This window comes from Sphingomonas lacusdianchii (assembly GCF_022664395.1).
GTDB lineage: Bacteria > Pseudomonadota > Alphaproteobacteria > Sphingomonadales > Sphingomonadaceae > Sphingomonas > Sphingomonas lacusdianchii.
The window spans coordinates 13,096-29,009 of sequence record NZ_JAKRET010000004.1 but is presented as its reverse complement, the minus strand read 5'-3'; the positions used below and the strand labels follow the sequence as shown (position 1 = coordinate 29,009).

General features: G+C 66.0%; 21 protein-coding genes and 1 tRNA gene. 11 read left to right on the top strand and 11 right to left on the bottom strand.

From position 1 onward, the window contains the following. Window positions 1-36 precede the first annotated feature (36 nt). From pstA to MF607_RS06895, 7 genes are all read left to right on the top strand, one after another. Complete coding sequence (gene pstA / locus MF607_RS06925) at window positions 37-1,248, top strand: phosphate ABC transporter permease PstA (RefSeq protein WP_242117241.1); 1,212 nt, start codon at window positions 37-39, stop codon at window positions 1,246-1,248. Beyond that, window positions 1,248-2,030 carry a phosphate ABC transporter ATP-binding protein PstB gene (gene pstB / locus MF607_RS06920; RefSeq protein ID WP_242116844.1) on the top strand — a complete coding sequence of 261 codons (783 nt, stop codon included), beginning with the start codon at window positions 1,248-1,250 and terminating at the stop codon, window positions 2,028-2,030. The genes pstA and pstB overlap by 1 nt, the downstream gene beginning before the upstream one ends. Before the next feature lie 10 nt (window positions 2,031-2,040). Further along, entirely contained in the window at window positions 2,041-2,742 is a 702-nt protein-coding gene (phoU, locus tag MF607_RS06915; RefSeq protein WP_242116843.1) for a phosphate signaling complex protein PhoU, read from the top strand. A gap of 2 nt (window positions 2,743-2,744) precedes the next feature. Further along, window positions 2,745-3,437: a phosphate regulon transcriptional regulator PhoB gene (gene phoB, locus MF607_RS06910; protein ID WP_242116842.1), complete on the top strand. Its 693-nt coding sequence runs from the start codon at window positions 2,745-2,747 to the stop codon at window positions 3,435-3,437. Window positions 3,438-3,515: 78 nt separating this feature from the next. Next, window positions 3,516-3,926 (top strand): Fe-S oxidoreductase, encoded by a 411-nt coding sequence (locus tag MF607_RS06905; protein ID WP_242116841.1) that lies wholly within the window; start codon window positions 3,516-3,518, stop codon window positions 3,924-3,926. A 173-nt stretch (window positions 3,927-4,099) separates the two neighbouring features. After that, window positions 4,100-4,753, top strand: coding sequence for a glutathione S-transferase family protein (locus tag MF607_RS06900; protein ID WP_242116840.1), 654 nt, complete (start codon window positions 4,100-4,102; stop codon window positions 4,751-4,753). Between the two features lie 76 nt (window positions 4,754-4,829). Then, window positions 4,830-5,855: a hypothetical protein gene (locus MF607_RS06895; RefSeq protein ID WP_242116839.1), complete on the top strand. Its 1,026-nt coding sequence runs from the start codon at window positions 4,830-4,832 to the stop codon at window positions 5,853-5,855. A gap of 50 nt (window positions 5,856-5,905) precedes the next feature. On the opposite strand, the gene MF607_RS06890 is transcribed toward MF607_RS06895, so the two are convergent. Next, window positions 5,906-6,247 carry a DUF2794 domain-containing protein gene (locus MF607_RS06890; RefSeq protein WP_242116838.1) on the bottom strand — a complete coding sequence of 114 codons (342 nt, stop codon included), beginning with the start codon at window positions 6,245-6,247 and terminating at the stop codon, window positions 5,906-5,908. Further along, window positions 6,247-6,930, bottom strand: coding sequence for a serine O-acetyltransferase EpsC (gene epsC, locus MF607_RS06885; protein WP_242116837.1), 684 nt, complete (start codon window positions 6,928-6,930; stop codon window positions 6,247-6,249). The genes MF607_RS06890 and epsC overlap by 1 nt, the downstream gene beginning before the upstream one ends. A 151-nt stretch (window positions 6,931-7,081) precedes the next feature. Between epsC and MF607_RS06880 the strand changes: the two genes are divergently transcribed. Beyond that, complete coding sequence (locus MF607_RS06880) at window positions 7,082-7,843, top strand: sulfite exporter TauE/SafE family protein (protein ID WP_242116836.1); 762 nt, start codon at window positions 7,082-7,084, stop codon at window positions 7,841-7,843. A 183-nt stretch (window positions 7,844-8,026) separates the two neighbouring features. On the opposite strand, the gene ahpD is transcribed toward MF607_RS06880, so the two are convergent. Next, window positions 8,027-8,548, bottom strand: coding sequence for an alkylhydroperoxidase, AhpD family (gene ahpD / locus MF607_RS06875; RefSeq protein WP_055786307.1), 522 nt, complete (start codon window positions 8,546-8,548; stop codon window positions 8,027-8,029). A gap of 131 nt (window positions 8,549-8,679) precedes the next feature. Next, window positions 8,680-9,222, bottom strand: a complete 543-nt coding sequence (locus tag MF607_RS06870) for a peroxiredoxin (protein ID WP_056453534.1) — start codon at window positions 9,220-9,222, stop codon at window positions 8,680-8,682. A 129-nt stretch (window positions 9,223-9,351) separates the two neighbouring features. Between MF607_RS06870 and MF607_RS06865 the strand changes: the two genes are divergently transcribed. Then, the gene (locus MF607_RS06865; protein ID WP_242116835.1) at window positions 9,352-10,251 is read left to right on the top strand and encodes a hydrogen peroxide-inducible genes activator; all 900 of its coding nucleotides are present in this window, start codon (window positions 9,352-9,354) and stop codon (window positions 10,249-10,251) included. Window positions 10,252-10,355: 104 nt separating this feature from the next. After that, window positions 10,356-11,036: a fasciclin domain-containing protein gene (locus tag MF607_RS06860; protein ID WP_242116834.1), complete on the top strand. Its 681-nt coding sequence runs from the start codon at window positions 10,356-10,358 to the stop codon at window positions 11,034-11,036. Window positions 11,037-11,265: 229 nt separating this feature from the next. On the opposite strand, the gene MF607_RS06855 is transcribed toward MF607_RS06860, so the two are convergent. The 3 genes from MF607_RS06855 to pgsA are packed head-to-tail and all read right to left on the bottom strand — an operon-like array spanning window position 11,266 to window position 12,523. Continuing rightward, entirely contained in the window at window positions 11,266-11,703 is a 438-nt protein-coding gene (locus tag MF607_RS06855) for a molybdenum cofactor biosynthesis protein MoaE (protein WP_242116833.1), read from the bottom strand. Further along, window positions 11,700-11,957 (bottom strand): molybdopterin converting factor subunit 1, encoded by a 258-nt coding sequence (gene moaD, locus MF607_RS06850; protein ID WP_242116832.1) that lies wholly within the window; start codon window positions 11,955-11,957, stop codon window positions 11,700-11,702. The genes MF607_RS06855 and moaD overlap by 4 nt, the downstream gene beginning before the upstream one ends. Further along, window positions 11,957-12,523 carry a CDP-diacylglycerol--glycerol-3-phosphate 3-phosphatidyltransferase gene (gene pgsA / locus MF607_RS06845; protein WP_242116831.1) on the bottom strand — a complete coding sequence of 189 codons (567 nt, stop codon included), beginning with the start codon at window positions 12,521-12,523 and terminating at the stop codon, window positions 11,957-11,959. The genes moaD and pgsA overlap by 1 nt, the downstream gene beginning before the upstream one ends. 121 nt (window positions 12,524-12,644) lie before the next feature. On the opposite strand from pgsA, the gene MF607_RS06840 reads away from it, so the two are divergent. Continuing rightward, window positions 12,645-13,949 carry an MFS transporter gene (locus MF607_RS06840; RefSeq protein WP_242116830.1) on the top strand — a complete coding sequence of 435 codons (1,305 nt, stop codon included), beginning with the start codon at window positions 12,645-12,647 and terminating at the stop codon, window positions 13,947-13,949. Between the two features lie 9 nt (window positions 13,950-13,958). On the opposite strand, the gene MF607_RS06835 is transcribed toward MF607_RS06840, so the two are convergent. The 4 genes from MF607_RS06835 to MF607_RS06820 all read right to left on the bottom strand — a co-directional run bounded on the left by MF607_RS06835 (window position 13,959) and on the right by MF607_RS06820 (window position 15,882). Beyond that, the gene (locus MF607_RS06835; RefSeq protein WP_242116829.1) at window positions 13,959-14,117 is read right to left on the bottom strand and encodes a hypothetical protein; all 159 of its coding nucleotides are present in this window, start codon (window positions 14,115-14,117) and stop codon (window positions 13,959-13,961) included. Between the two features lie 327 nt (window positions 14,118-14,444). Next, on the bottom strand, window positions 14,445-15,188 hold the full coding sequence (locus MF607_RS06830) for a Crp/Fnr family transcriptional regulator (RefSeq protein WP_242116828.1): 744 nt from the start codon (window positions 15,186-15,188) through the stop codon (window positions 14,445-14,447). Between the two features lie 179 nt (window positions 15,189-15,367). After that, window positions 15,368-15,443, bottom strand: a tRNA-Ala gene (locus tag MF607_RS06825). Between the two features lie 121 nt (window positions 15,444-15,564). After that, window positions 15,565-15,882, bottom strand: coding sequence for an FYDLN acid domain-containing protein (locus MF607_RS06820; RefSeq protein ID WP_242116827.1), 318 nt, complete (start codon window positions 15,880-15,882; stop codon window positions 15,565-15,567). Window positions 15,883-15,914: the final 32 nt, after the last annotated feature.

Here is a 15,914-nt window from a genome sequence, read left to right as displayed (position 1 = left end):
CCCGAGCGCGTACCGACCGACTGGAAGACGGGGGCGATGCAGAAGCGCATCCGCCGCCGCTATGCCGCCGAACGCCGCTTCCGTTTCTTCGGCCTCGCCGCCGTAGTCCTCTCGGCCGGCTTCCTCGCCTTCCTGCTCGTCACGATGTTGATCAGCGGGATCGGCGGATTCCAGCGGACGATGGTCACGCTGCCGATCGACTTCCCCGCCGCCGGGCTGGAGGTCGACCGCGCGCAGTTGAAGACGCGCGGTGCCGATCTGGCGCTGGCCGGCGCGGGCCTCGAAAATACCGTTAACGGCGCGGCCGCCGCCGCGTTCGGCGAGGACAACCGCGTCGTCTCCGACAGCGCGTGGCTGACGGTGCGCGACGCGATCAAGGCCGACCCGTCGATCCTGTCGCGCAAGGTCGCCATCGCCGTCCCCGCCGCGCCGGGGATCGAGGAGGCCGCCAAGGCCGATGGCGAGGCTGCGGACGAAGCGCTGGTCGCGCGGCTCGAACGCGCAGGCGCGATCTCGACCGGGTTCAACGCCGACTTCTTCAAATCGGCCGATTCAACCGATCCGACCGCGGTCGGCATCTGGGGCGCGCTGAAAGGCTCGCTGATGACGATGCTCGTCACGCTGCTGATCGCGTTCCCGGTGGGCACGCTATCGGCGCTGTATCTTGAGGAATATGCCCCGCGGAACCGCTGGACCGACCTGATCGAAGTGTCGATCAACAACCTCGCCGCCGTGCCCTCGATCATCTTCGGCCTGCTGGGCCTCGCCGTATTCCTCGGCACGCTCAACCTGCCGCGCTCGGCACCGATCGTCGGCGGCCTGACGCTCGCGCTGATGATTATGCCCGTCATCGTCATCGCCGGGCGCAACGCGATCAAGGCGGTGCCGCCCTCGATCCGCGACGCCGCGCTCGGCATCGGCGCGTCGAAGGTGCAGGTTGTGTTCCACCACGTCCTGCCGCTGGCGCTGCCGGGCATCCTCACGGGCACGATCATCGGCATGGCCCGCGCGCTGGGCGAGACCGCGCCGCTGCTGATGATCGGCATGCGCGCCTTCATCAGCCAGCCGCCACAGGGTTTCGCCGATCCCGCGACGGTCCTGCCGGTGCAGATTTTCCTGTGGTCCGATCAGGTCAGCCGCGGCTTCATCGAAAAGACCAGCGCCGCGATCCTCGTGCTGCTGGCGTTCCTCCTCGCGATGAACGCGCTCGCCATCTATCTCCGCAATCGCTTCGAGACCCGCTGGTAATGACCGACACCAATCTCTCCAACGCCGTCCCGAAGCTGTCCGCGCGCGGCGTGGACGTATTCTATGGCCAGAAACAGGCGATCAAGGACGTGTCGATCGACATCGCCATGGAGCATGTCACCGCATTCATCGGCCCGTCGGGCTGCGGCAAGTCGACCTTCCTGCGCACCATGAACCGGATGAACGACACCGTGTCGTCGGCCCGCGTCACCGGCGACATCCGCCTCGATGGCGAGGATATCTACTCCCCCGCCATGGACGTGGTGCAACTGCGCGCCCGCGTCGGCATGGTGTTCCAGAAACCGAACCCCTTCCCCAAATCGATCTACGAGAACGTGGCGTACGGCCCGCGCATCCACGGCCTCGCCGCGTCGAAGGGGGAAATGGACGGCATCGTCGAACGTTCGCTGACCCGTGCCGGGTTGTGGAACGAGGTCAAGGACCGCCTGACCGACAGCGGCACCGCGCTGTCGGGTGGTCAACAGCAACGGCTATGCATTGCACGAGCCATTGCCGTCGACCCCGAAGTCATCCTCATGGACGAACCCTGTTCGGCGCTCGACCCGATCGCGACGGCGAAGATCGAGGAACTGATTCACGAACTGCGCGGCCGCTACGCCATCGCCATCGTGACGCACAACATGCAGCAGGCCGCGCGCGTGTCGCAACGCACCGCTTTCTTCCACCTCGGCACGCTGGTTGAATATGGTCGGACGTCCGACATCTTTACCAACCCCCGGCAAGAGCGCACAAAAGATTACATCACGGGGCGTTATGGTTGAGGGAGACGAGATGGCGACGGGCCACGAACACACCGTCAAGGCATTCGATCGCGATATCGGGCACTTACGCGCGCTGATCTCGCAAATGGGCGGCCTTGCCGAACAGGCGATCAGCGACGCGATGCTGGCGCTGACCCGCAACGATCCGGCGCTCGCCAAGCAGGTCCGCGCGCAGGACAAGGCGATCGACGCGATCGAGGCGGAGGTCGAGAAACTGACCGTCCGCGTCATCGCGCTACGCGCGCCGATGGCCGACGATTTGCGCGAAGTGGTCGCCGCGCTCAAGATCGCCGCCGTCATCGAACGCATCGGCGACTATGCCAAGAACATCGCCAAGCGCGTGACGTCGATCCATGGCGAAACCCATGATCCGCGCATCGAACCCTTGAGCATCCTGCCAGCGATGGCGCAACTCGCCGCCGACATGGTCCATGACGTGCTCGACGCCTTTTCGGCGCGCGATGCGCAGGCGGCGGTCGAGATCTGCAAGCGCGACAATGCGCTCGACGATTATTACAACAGCATCTTCCGCGTGCTGGTGACCTATATGGTCGAAAATCCCAAGACGATCAGCCAAGTCGCGCATCTGCTGTTCGTCGCCAAGAATCTCGAACGCATCGGCGACCATGCGACCAACGTCGCCGAAATGGTCTATTTCGCCGCCACCGGCCAGACGATGGCGGAGCGTGAAACCACGGAATTCGCAGGATAATCATGACCAAGGCACGGATGTTGCTGCTGGAGGACGATGCGGCGCTCGCCGAACTCATCGCCTTTCATTTCCAGCGCGAGGATTTCGAGGTCGTCCGCACGCACGAGGGCGAGGAAGCGCTGCTGCTCGCGCGCGAGGCGACGCCCGACATCGTCCTGCTCGACTGGATGGTCGAGGGGCTGTCGGGGATCGAGGTCTGCCGCCAGCTGCGTCGCCAGGCCGAGACCCAGAATGTGCCGATCATCATGCTGACCGCGCGCGGCGAGGAGGAAGACCGCGTCCGCGGACTCGAAACCGGTGCCGACGATTATGTCACCAAGCCGTTCAGCCCCCGGGAACTGGTCGCCCGGGTCAACGCCGTGCTCCGCCGCGTCCGCCCGGCGCTGGCCGGCGAAGCGCTGACCTATGCCGATATCGAGATGGACACCGTCGGCCACCGCGTGCGGCGCGGCGGCGACGTCGTGCCGCTCGGGCCCACCGAATTCCGTCTTCTCAAGCACTTCCTCGAACATCCCGGCTGGGTATTTTCGCGCGAACGACTGCTCGATGCGGTCTGGGGCCATGATTCGGACATCGAATCGCGGACCGTCGACGTACATATCCGGCGGCTGCGAAAGGCGATCAATGTCGGCGATCGCCCCGATATCATCCGTACCGTCCGTTCGGCGGGCTATGCACTCGACGCGACCGGCTGAAGACTGAACCGGAAACCTTTTCGACTTGGCTCGTTTGGTCCGCAGCCTAAACGAAACAAGTCGAAAAGGAATCTTCCGATGAAGACTGTTGCTTTCATGGCCGCTCTGCTGATCGGTAGTGCCGCCGTCGCCCAGACGACCCCGCCGACCACGCCGCCCGCCGATTCGACGATGCAGCCGGGCACGCCCGCCGCACCGACCCCGCCCGCCGACAACATGACGCCGCCGCCCGCCCCGATGGCGCCGGATGCGAACGCACCGGCCGATCCGAACGCGCCCCCGCCGCCGCCTGCCCCGATGGCGGCCGATCCGAACGCGCCGATGGCCCCGCCCGCCCCGCCGGCACCGATGGCTGGCGCGCCGATGGCAGGTTCACCGCAGATCACCTTCGCACCGCCGCAGGTGACCCCGCCCCCGCCCGCGCCGCAAAGCTATCCGGTCTGCACGCGGACGCTGAAGGACGGCTGCCGCAACCCCGGCGGCAAGTAAGTCCAGCGGCCAACCGGCTTGATCGAGCGCCCTGCTTCACCGGCGGGGCGCTTTTCTTTCGCGCGTAACGCACTTCGACACACGATTCGCCGGAACGCAGGGACGGTGCCCGCCATCTTTCCTGCCGGCCGCGAGAACGCTACGCTTGCGGCCGCCTGAAACGGGGGAACGCAATGCCGACGTCCTTGCGACTATTCTACAGCAACGGGGCATGCTCGCTCGCACCGCATATCGTGCTGGAGGAAACCGGTATCCCCTTCGAACCGGTCCGTGTCGACATGGCGTCGGGGCAGCAACGATCGCCGGAATTCCTGCGCATCAATCCCAAGGGGCGGGTGCCGGCGCTCGCGGTCGACGACTGGGTGCTGACCGAAAACCCGGCGATCCTCCAGTTCATTGCCCGATCGCATCCCGACAGCGGATTATGGCCCGAAACGCTGCCCGATCAGGCACGGGTCGCCGAATGGCTGGCGTGGATCGCGTCGACCGTCCATGTCGCCTACGCCCATGTCCGCCGGGCGGAACGCTATGCCGACAGCGAACCGGCGCTGGCGGAGGTTCGCGCCAAGGGTCTGCAGACCTGCCGCGATCTGTGGCGCGCGATCGATACGCGGCTCGGCGAGGGCCCCTGGGCGATCGGTGAGCGCTATTCGGTCGCCGATGCCTATCTGTTGGTCTTCTGGACCTGGGGACGCGGATCGGTCCTGCAATTCGACATGGCCCGCGACGTCCAGCATTGGACCGCCCATGCACTGCGCATGGCGGAACGTCCCGCCGTCCAGCGGGCGTTCCGGCGCGAAGGACTGACGCTGCCCGGCGTCCACTAACCGGCCCACCCGCCTTTGTGTATTGCAACGGCAATACACTAGTGCTATACTCGACCAATACAGGGAGGTTATTGGCATGTATAGCGAGAGCGATCTGAACGGGGCGGTCGAGGCCGGGGTCCTGTCCCCCGATGCCGCCGAAGCCCTTCGCGCCCATATCGCGCGGCAACGCGCGACGCCGGTGGTGGACGAGGAACATTTCCGTCTGCTGACCGGCTTCAACGACATCTTCGTCTCGGTCGCGCTCGCCCTGCTGCTGGTGTCGCTCGCCTGGATCGGGGGCACCATCCTGACGCCGCTGGGCGGGCTTGGCGTTGCGGGCGCCGCGTGGTTCCTCGCCGAATATTTCACGGCGCGTCGTCGCATGGCGCTGCCCAGCATCCTCCTGCTGCTCGCGTTCGTCGGCGGCGTCGCCGCGACGCTCTTCGGCATCGTCGTCGAACTCGATCCGCAGAACGTGCCCGATCGTACCACGGCAATGATCTTCGCCGGCATCGGCCTCGTGGCGGCGGGTGCGGCATGGGCGCATTGGCGGCGCTTCATGGTGCCGATTACCGTCGCCGCGGGGGCGGCGGCGCTGGTCGCGACCGTCGCGTCGCTGATCGTCGCGGCGTTCCCCGTGCTCAAGGACAATTTCTACCCGATCACCCTGCTCGGCGGGATCGGCGTGTTCGTCGCGGCGATGCGCTGGGACATGAGCGACCGCGATCGCCGCACCCGGCGCAGCGACGTCGCCTTCTGGCTGCACCTCGTCGCCGCGCCGCTGATCGCGCATTCGCTGTTCCAGCTGCTCGGCGTGTTCGGTCCCAGCGTCACCCTGCCGATGGCGGCGGTGGTGATCGCGCTCTACATCCTGTTCGGGCTCGTCGCGCTGGCCGTCGACCGCCGCGCGCTGCTGGTCTCCAGCCTCGCCTATGTCCTCTACGCGCTCTACGCCCTGTTCGAGAAAGCGGGCGCGGTCGAACTGTCGGCGGCGTTCACCGCCTTCGTCATCGGATCGGCGCTGCTGACCCTGTCGGTATTCTGGCAACCGATGCGCCGTACGGTGGTTGGAGTGCTCGGCGGCCTGGGCCAACGCCTGCCGCCGGTGGCGATGGCCTGAACCATTCCTTGAGCAGCGACCTCACGGCCCCGGGCGACCGGGGCCGTTTTTTATTCCTCGACCAGCTTCATCAGCCGCCGTTCGACCGGGGCCAGCACCGGGCCGAGTTCATGCCCGCGCTTCACCACCGCGCCGGCTTCGCCGACCAATGCCCACATGCCCTGTTTGTTGCGTAGAGACGGCCGCTTCTCGATCCGGAATTCGGGCCGTTCGGTCGCGCGGCGGAACGCGCTGAACACCGCCGCGTCGCGCCCCAGATCGATCGCATAGTCGCGCCAGTGCCCCGCCGCGACCATTCGCCCGTACAGGTCGAGGATGCGGGTCAGTTCGGCGCGGTCGAAGCCGACCTGTCCGGGCTGGCGTGGGGCGGGAAAGGGTGTGACGACTCCCATCAGGCCCGGTCGCGATGGTCCTGTTGCTCGGCCAGCACCTCGTCCAGCCGCTTGCGAAGCGTCTCCAGCTCGCACCGCAGCAGTTCGATACGCTGCGTCTGCGGGTCGAACGTGTCGCGGCAGGGCGTGCCATAGGGGACGAAGCGCGGATCGCCCGCCTGCCCGCCCTCGACCACGGTCGGACGCGCCGGGATGCCGACGACCGTGGTGCCCTCGGGCACGTCCTTCGTCACCACCGCATTGGCACCGACGCGCGCACGCCGTCCGATGGTGATCGGTCCCAGCACCTGCGCACCCGACCCGATGATCGCGCCGTCGCTGATCGTCGGGTGGCGCTTGCCGGCGATGCCGTTGTCGGGACTGGTCCCGCCCAGCGTGACATTCTGGTAGATGGTGACGCCGTCGCCGATCTCCGCCGTTTCGCCGATCACGACGAAGCCGTGGTCGATGAAGAAATGCCGCCCGATCGTCGCACCCGGATGGATGTCGATCGCGGTCATGAAGCGCGAAAGATGGTTGACGACCCGGGCCGCGAAAAACCATTCGCCGCGGAACAGCCGGTGTGCGACCTTGTGCAGCGCGACCGCCCAGACCCCGGGATAGGTCAGGATTTCCGCGCGCGACCGCGGCGCGGGGTCGCGCGCCTTGATCGAATCCAGATAGCGCACGAGCCGCGCGAACATGGGCAATCCCCTTAACCGATGCCTGCATGTAGGCACCTTGCCGCCCGCCGCCAAGCCATGCTGTAGGCGTAACAAAGCCCATGTATCTTGTAGGCATTGTCGTTTGCCGTCATCACTGTCCGCCGCTTGAGCCGATATCGAAGGAAATTGGATGTTCGAGAATATCGACTGGGCGCGTCTGGCCGAATTCATTGCCGCCGGATTCGCTGCCCAGATCGTCGATGGCGCGCTCGGCATGGCGTTCGGAGTGATTTCGTCAACGCTGCTGGTCAGCGTATTGGGCGTGCCGCCCGCGACCGCCTCGGCCAGTGTCCATGTCGTGGAATGTTTCACGACGGGCGTGTCGGGGATCAGCCATGCGCTGCACAAGAATGTGAACTGGAAACTGTTCGGGCGGCTGGTACTGCCCGGCATCGCCGGCGGGGTGACCGGCGCCTATCTGCTGTCGTCGCTCGATGCGTCGGTCACGCGGCCGTTCGTGATGACCTATCTGGCCGGGATCGGCATCTATCTGTTGTGGCGCGGCCTGCGGAAGCCGCCCGAACCGAAGGAGCCGAAGATCATCGCCCCGCTGGGGCTGGTCGGCGGGTTTCTGGACGCGGCGGGGGGTGGCGGCTGGGGGCCGGTCGTGACCTCCAACCTGCTGGTGCAGGGCGCCACGCCGCGCACGACGATCGGCACGGTCAACACCGCCGAGTTTTTCCTGACGGTCAGCATCTCACTGACCTTCCTGCTCAACCTCGGGCTGGAGGCGTTCACGACCGCCGTGGTCGGGCTGCTGATCGGCGGCATCGCCGCCGCGCCGTTCGGGGCGATGTTCGCCAAGCACATCCCGGCGCGCACCCTGCTGATCCTGGTCGGCATCGTGCTGACGGTCACCAGCCTGTACAGCGTGTACCGGTCGCTGTCGTAGGAACGTCGGAAGATTGGTTCACGCGAAGGCGCGAAGACGCGGAGGAGGCTCGCCCGAGGAAACCGATCGCACAGCGATCCGTCCTTTCGTGCGCTGAGCCAGCCATGACTCTCCCGCTGACGCGGGACGATCGGGGGACGAAGCCCCTTCGCGTCTCCGCGCCTTCGCGTGAACCAAATCTTGTTACGCCACCGCCGCGTGCACGGTCGCGACCGCCGCCAGCACCGCGCCGATCCGCACCGCGCCCTGGATCACCTCGGCCTTTACGCCATGCTTCTTCAGCACGTCCTCATGCGCGTCGATGCACATGCCGCAGCCGTTCATCGCCGAGACGGCAAGGCTGAACAGTTCGAAATCGACCTTCTCGATCCCCGGCGCGGCGATGACGTTCATCCGCAGCTTGGCCGGCAGATTGCCATATTCCTTGTTCTTGGCGAGGTGGACGAACCGGTAATAGACGTTGTTCATCGCCATCACCGCCGCCGCCGCGCGCGCCGCATTGGCGGCTTCGGGCGACAGCTTGTCGGCGACTTCGGCCTCGGCCGCCTCGACCAGCGGCTTGTGGCCGGTGGCGTGCGCGCAGGCCAGCATCGTCCCGAACTTCTTCTGCGGATCGAGGACCGTCTCGTTCAGCAGCGAGCCGACGTTCAGGCGGATATCCTTGGCGAAATCGGGCAGCGCGCCCGCAAATTCCTTGAGCGACATGGGTTCTTACCTTCGATGAAAACACGTCACCCCAGCGTAGGCTGGGGTCTCCCAGTTACGGAGAGACCCCAGCCTGCGCTGGGGTGACGCATGGGATCATGTGGGCGGGACCGCGGCCCCGCCCGGATGGATTACGCCGCGACCTGCAGGACGTCGTCGCCCTTGTTCCAGTTGCACGGGCACAGTTCGTCGGTCTGCAGTGCGTCGAGCACCCGCAGCGTTTCCTGCGGGTTGCGACCGACGTTCAGGCCGTTGACCTGCACCGCCTGGATGACATTGTCCGGATCGATGATGAAGGTTGCGCGGAACGCGACATGTTCGTTCTTGTCGAGGATGCCGAGCTTGCTGGCCAGCACCGCGCCATTGTCGGCGATCCACGGGAAATCGGCGGCGGCCAGATCCGGGTCCGACTTGCGCCACGCCAGGTGGACGTGCGCGGTGTCGGTCGACGCGCCGATCAGCACGGCGTCGCGATCGGCGAAATCGTCCTTCAGTTCGCTATAGCCGACGATCTCGGTCGGGCAGACGAAGGTGAAGTCCTTCGGCCAGTAGAACAGCACCTTCCACTTGCCCGGGAACGCGTCGTGGCTCAGCGTTTCGCCGGCGGGCAGCGCGCTGGTGCCCTGCTGGACGGGAACGGTGAATTCGGGGAGCTTGTCGCCAACGGTCAGCATGAGATGCCCTTTCTTTTTGGTGCGTTGCCGCACCGTGAATTGCTGCACCGCGATATAGGGTACGAACTGGACCGATCCAATCGGAATTCCCCTTGGGAATGATCGGTGCAATCGATAAGTAGCGCAGCCATGTCGGTGTACCTGCCAACGCTCAAGCAACTTCAATATCTTGTCGCGCTTCGCGACGCGGGCCATTTTGGCCGCGCTGCCGAGGCGTCGTTCGTGACGCAATCGACGCTGTCCGCCGGCATCCGCGAACTCGAAACATTGATCGGGGTCGTGCTGGTCGAACGCACCCGCCGAGTCGTCCGCTTCACCCCGCTTGGCGAAAGCATCGTGACCAAGGCGCGCAAGGTGCTGCGCGAAGCCGAGGAACTGACCGACATGGCACGCGCCGCCGGACGGCCGCTGTCGGGGGAGATGCGGATGAGCGTCATCCCGACCATCGCCCCGTTCCTGCTGCCGCGCCTGCTGCCCCGCCTGCGCCGAGACTATCCCGACCTGAAGCTGTTTCTGCGCGAGGAGCCGAGCGCGGCGGCATGCGAGGGGCTGCACCATGGCCGAACCGACTGCGTGCTGCTGGCGCTTCCCTATGGCTGTGGCGAGGTCGAGGTCGCGCCGCTGTTCGAGGACCGCCTGCTGCTCGCCGTGCCCGGCAACGACAGCGGCGACACCGCCCCGCTGGTTGCCGACGATATCGATCCCGAACGGTTGCTGCTGCTGGAGGACGGGCATTGTCTGAAGGACCATGCCCTGCGCGCCTGTGAGCAACCCGAATTGCGCGGACAGGCGATGATGATGGGCACGTCGCTGCACACCATCGTGCAGATGGTCGATAACGGCCTCGGCACCACCATGTTGCCGCAAATGGCGATCGATGCCGGCATTCTCGACAATACCGGTGTCACCGCCCGCCCGATCGAATCGCAAAATGCCCAGCGCCGGATCGCGCTGGTGTGGCGCCGTGCCTCGCCGCGCGAACGCGATTTCCGCCTGCTGGCCGAGGTACTGGCGGCCGAGCGCGGCTGATCCAAATCAGTCCGGCGGGAACCGTTTTCGCGGCTGAACCGTATTTCCTGGGTCGGTGTGCGACGCACCGCATATCCAATTTTCGCAACCACCGGAGAAAACCGATGATTCGCGCCACGCTTTCCACCGCCGCGCTCGCCCTGTCGCTGGTCGGTACCGCCTATGCCCAGACCCCGCCGGCGCAACCGGCCCCGACCGCCACGACCGGCGCTCGGACCGGCACGACCGCGACCGTGACCACCCCGGTCGGCACGGTCCAGACCGGCGTACAGGCCAATACCAACGCCACCGCCACCGCGCCGGTGATGGTCGGCGGCGCGCCGATGCTGCCGACCGCGACGATCGTCGCCAATGCGTCGAAAGCGAGCAACCTGACCACGCTGGTCAAGGCGGTACAGGCCGCCGACCTGACCGCGACGCTGTCGGGGCCGGGTCCGTTCACGGTCTTCGCACCCACCAACGAAGCATTCGGCCGCCTCGCCCCCGGCACGCTCGACACGCTGCTCAAGCCCGAGCAGAAGCCGTCGCTGACCAAGGTGCTGACCTATCACGTCGTTCCCGGCAAGCTCGACTCCGCCGCGCTCAAGGCGCAGGTCGAGGCCGGCGGCGGTACCGCGACGCTGACCACGGTCGAAGGCCAGCCGATCAAGGCGACGCTGGAAAACGGCGCGCTGGTGTTGACCGATGTCGGCGGCGGCAAGAGCTATGTCACGCAATATGACGTCGAACAGTCGAACGGCGTGGTCCATGTCGTCAACGGCGTGCTGGCGCCGAAGCTCGGCTGATCCGTTTTCGAGGAACGAACGAGTCGGACGGGAGCGATCCCGTCCGGCTTCTGCTTGAGACCTGATCCAACGCTTTACCGTTCGGTTCGAGCAGCTTCGAGCGAAGCCGAGAAGCGCCCGTCGAGAACGCCCCACCCCGAACGCGACGCTACAGACCACTCCGGCGGATCCCCGTTCGTGCCAACGGGAGGCCGCCTCCGTCGACGCCCTTATCGAGGCGCTGCCGCTTTCACCCCCACCGCGCCGCCGCCGCGTCGTCGCTCTCGCGCGCCTCGACCCAGCGGGCATCGCCGCCGCGCCGCTCGCGCTTCCAGAACGGCGCCCCGGTCTTCAACCGGTCGATCAGAAACGCACAGGCCTCCAGCGCCGCTCCGCGATGCCGCGCGGTCGTGGCGACGAACACCACCCGGTCGCCCGGCACCATCGGCCCGACCCGGTGAACGACCGCCGCCTTCGCCAATGTCCAGCGCGCAACGGCCTCCGCGCACAGTGCCTCCAGCGCGCGCTCGGTCGCACCGGGATAATGTTCGAGTGCCAGTTCGGTCACGCCGTCGTCGCCGCGCACCAGCCCGGTGAAGGTCGCCACCGCGCCGGCATCCTCCGCCTCGGCCAGCGCGAACTCCGCCGCAAGGTCGATCGGCGTCTCCTGTACGACGACGCGGATCATCCGCCGGTCACCGGCGGGAAGATCGCGATCTCGCGCGCGCCGGCAATCGCGGTGTCGAGCGGCACGAACGCCTGATCGACAGCCGCGCGCAGCCGTTCGCGATGTTCGAACGCCGTCGCATAGCCACCGCCGCGCAGGGCGAGCCAGTCGACCAGTCCGGCGACCGTCGTGACGTCGGCAGGCGGATCGACCCGCTCGCTGCCCTGCCCGATCGCTTCGCGCACCCATGCGAAATAGAGGATCTCGATCGCCATCAACTGTCCATATGCTTCAAACCGACCCGCAGATAATCCCATCCGGTGATCGCGGTCAGCACCGCCGCCCCCCACAGGCAAATCAGGCCGGTGATGTGGACGAAGGGATAGGCCGGAACCGCGCCGGCAAGGATCAGCGCGCCGAACGCGACCAGTTGCAGCGTCGTCTTCCACTTGGCGAGCTTCGACACCGGCAGCGACACCTGAATACCGGCGAGGAACTCGCGCAGCCCCGACACCGCGATCTCGCGCAGCAGGATGACGAGTGCGGCGATCAGGTGGATACCGGTGATGATCGCCACGTCGTGCCGGGTGCCGACCAGCATCAGGATGACGGCGGCGACCATGATCTTGTCGGCGATCGGGTCGAGGAACACGCCCAGCTTCGACACCGTCCCCTGCGCACGTGCCAGATAACCATCGAAATAATCGGTGATTCCCATCAGGCAGTAGAGGGCGAAGGCGATCGCATAGCCCGCCTCCCACATCGGCCACCACAGGAACGCGACCAGCAGCGGCACCGCCAGAATACGCGACAAGGTCAGAATATTGGGAAGCGTCAACACGGGCGCGGTCTAGCACCGCCGCGCCCCCCGGCGAAAGCGGCAATCGGCGATTGAAGCGGGCGGCTTGGCTCGGCTACACCCCCGCAACACCCTGCGGGGACATAATTAGGTCGTTGTTCGAATGATAAATGCGCTGGGGTTGCTCAAGCAGCGCCGTTTCCTGCCGCTGTTCGTCACCCAGTTCCTGGGCGCGTTCAACGACAATCTGTTCAAGCACGCGATGGTGCTGTTCGCGACCTACCAGCTGTTCAAGGACCCGGCGAGCGAACAGAATTTCAACGCGTTGGCCACCGGCCTTGCCATCCTGCCCTTCGTGCTGCTCTCGGCGCTGTCGGGACAACTTGCGGACACGCATGACAAGGCGCGGATCATCCGCATCGTCAAGACCGCCGAGATCGGCATCATGCTGTACGGCGCGGCGGGGATGCTGATCGCGCGCACCGGCTATGTCACGACCGGGGTGGTGATGATGCTCAGCGCGGTCGTGATGCTCGGCGTCCATTCGACCTTTTTCGGGCCGATCAAATACGCGATCCTGCCGCAGCATCTGGAGGATCATCAGGTACTGGGCGGCACCGGCCTGATCGAGGCGGCAACCTATCTATCGGTGCTGACCGGCACGATCGTCGCGGGGTGGATCAGCGTGGAATGGGCCGCCGGGCTGGTGGTGGTGGTCGCGCTGATCGGCTGGGTCACCGGCCGGTTCGTGCCGCCCGCCCCGCGCAGCGGCCCCGAACTGACCATCAACTTCAATCCGCTGACGTCGTCATGGCACCTGATCGCGGCGACGATGCATATCCGCCGCCTGTTCCTCGCCATCCTGTCGATCAGCTTCTTCTGGACGATCGGGTCGGTGCTGATCGTGATCTTCCCGGTGCTGGTGAAGAACATCCTGACCGCCGACCAGCAGGTCGCGTCGCTGACCATCGCGATCTTCTCGATCGGGGTCGCGATCGGATCGGTCATCATCAATGCGCTGTTGAAAGGACAGATTTCCGCGCGCTATTCGCCCGCGTCGGTGATCGCGATGGCGGTGTGCGTCCTCGCCTTCGCGTTCGAGGCGCGCAACTGGGTGCCGGCGCCCGGCGACGGCCTGTACGGCGTCATCGATTTCGTGACCCATCCGCAATCGCTGCTGCTGCTCGCCACGCTGGCGCTGATCGCGATCTTCGGCGGCATGTTCGTCGTGCCGCTCTATGCTTTCCTGACCACCACCGTGACCAAGGACCAGACCGCGCGGACGGTGGCGGCGAACAATGTCGTCAACTGCGCGTCGATGACGGTCGGCGCGATCAGCGTGATCCTGCTGACCAAGGCCGGGCTCGGCCCCACCGACATGCTGTTGATCGTCGCCGGCATGTGCCTGATCTCGGCCTGGCTCGCGGCCCGCTTGAACAAGGCCTGCCGCGACGGCTGCCCGGCCTAGCCGGTAAGGTTACAGCAAGAACGTATAGAAGCAGACGAAAAACGCCGTGAAGCTGACCGCGAACAGCTTCAGGTCGCTGTCGTCGCTCGACACCGGTACGCTCGCCATCCTCGGCAGGCTGGCGCGAAAGGGATGACGGCGTGGGGCGACGGGCTGCGGTTTCATCATCACCGCTCTTAACGATTCGTTTACGATTTCGCCCAACGTTGAACGCGCCCCGCCCGTCCGAAACCGGGACGCCCGGTACAGCTGGCGTCCGATCCGGCAGCCGGATCAGGGCGGCACCGGCCCGCTTCCACGAAAGTGGATTAGAGCGGTTTCCGATCAGGTTGGATCACCGGCACGGAGGTGATTTTGGTTCGGGGCGAGGGAGCGATGCCGAAGCATCGTGACCGACGAAGCAACGCTGCCCCGAGCCGAAATCACCCCGCCGCGTCAGCGGTCGCCCGTAGGGCGATGACGGTGGTTCAAGCTGGTCGGAAACCGCTCTAAACTCTACACCGCCACCGGCACTGTCCGGTCGAGATGCAGATAGCCCGGGGTGAACGACGCCAACTGACACAGCCGGTCGAGGTCGAGGATCGTCAGCGTCCGCCCCGCCCATTCGATCAGCCGTTCGCGACGCAGCTCCTGCACCATCCGGTTGACGTGCACCGGCGTCAGCCCGGTCGCCTCGGCCAGATCGGCCTGGGTCAGCGGGAATTCGCAGGTCGGCCCCAAACAGCGTCCGACCAGCCGCAACCGGAAATATACTTCGCAGAACAGCAAGGCGATCCGTTCGCGCGCCGATCGCAGCCCCAGGCTGGCGATCCATTCGCGATGCGTGCCGAACGCGACATGATCGTTCCACCACAGCGCCTGCGCGATGCCGACCTGCGCCTCGGCCAGCGCCGACAGCGCATCGGGCGAGACCTCCGCCACCGTCATCGCCGTGATCGCGCCGACCGCATGGTCCATCCGCGCCACGACCTGCGGGTTCGTGTCGAACAGGTCGCCCGGCAGCAGCAGCGACAGCAACTGCCGACGTCCGTCGGGCATTTGTCGATACCGGCAGCCCCAGCCGTCGAGCACGAAATGCACGAATCGCGGCGCCTCGCCTTCCGACACGATGTCGCGGCGCGGCGCGATGCTGCGCTGACGCTGATCGAGCAATTCGTCGATCAGGACGCGGTCGGCGTCGCGTAGCCCGGAATATGCGAACAGTCGCGAACGATATCGCAGCGCTTGGTCCCCCGTCATAGGGGATTGCCGCTAGCGGCTGTTTCCGCTCCGTTCGCTATACTGGTTTAATTGCGCGCGTTTCTCGCACATTTTGCCGGGCATTGGCGGCAACGCCGGCGATACGCAGCACAGCGCCTCCGACACCCGGCAAGCACGGCAACAAAAAACCCCGCATCGCTGCGGGGTTCTTGGGAAAATGGTGGAGCCGAGGGGGATCGAACCCCTGACCTCTGCAATGCCATTGCAGCGCTCTCCCAGCTGAGCTACGGCCCCGTCCATTTTTGCGCAGGGCCGCTGCTGGTCGGCGGCCTCGCTTCCCCTTGCGGGGAGGAGCGCCCTCTATGCGGAGGGCGCCGGTTTGGCAAGCGCCTTTTGCGCCCGCCGCCCCAAAAAATCAGCGCTCGGCGTCGCTGTCCTCGTCGGACGTGTCGACGCCCAGATCGTCGTCGCCGCCCAGATCGACATCGTCGTCGGCCGACGGCTCGTCGTCGCCCTCGATGTCCAGATCGTCGCCCAGATCGGCGTCCTTGGCGCCTTCCTTCTCGACCTTCACCTGTTCGAACGGCAGCGGCTGCTTCGACTTCAGGATCGGTTCGGGCGTCCAGTGGACGCCGCAATTGATGCACGTGACCGGGTCTTCGTTACCCAGATCGTAGAAGCGCGTCGCGCATTTCGGACAGGTACGCTTCGTACCCCATTCCGGCTTCACCATGTGTAGCCAAACCTTTCGGTGTCGTGGAAGAA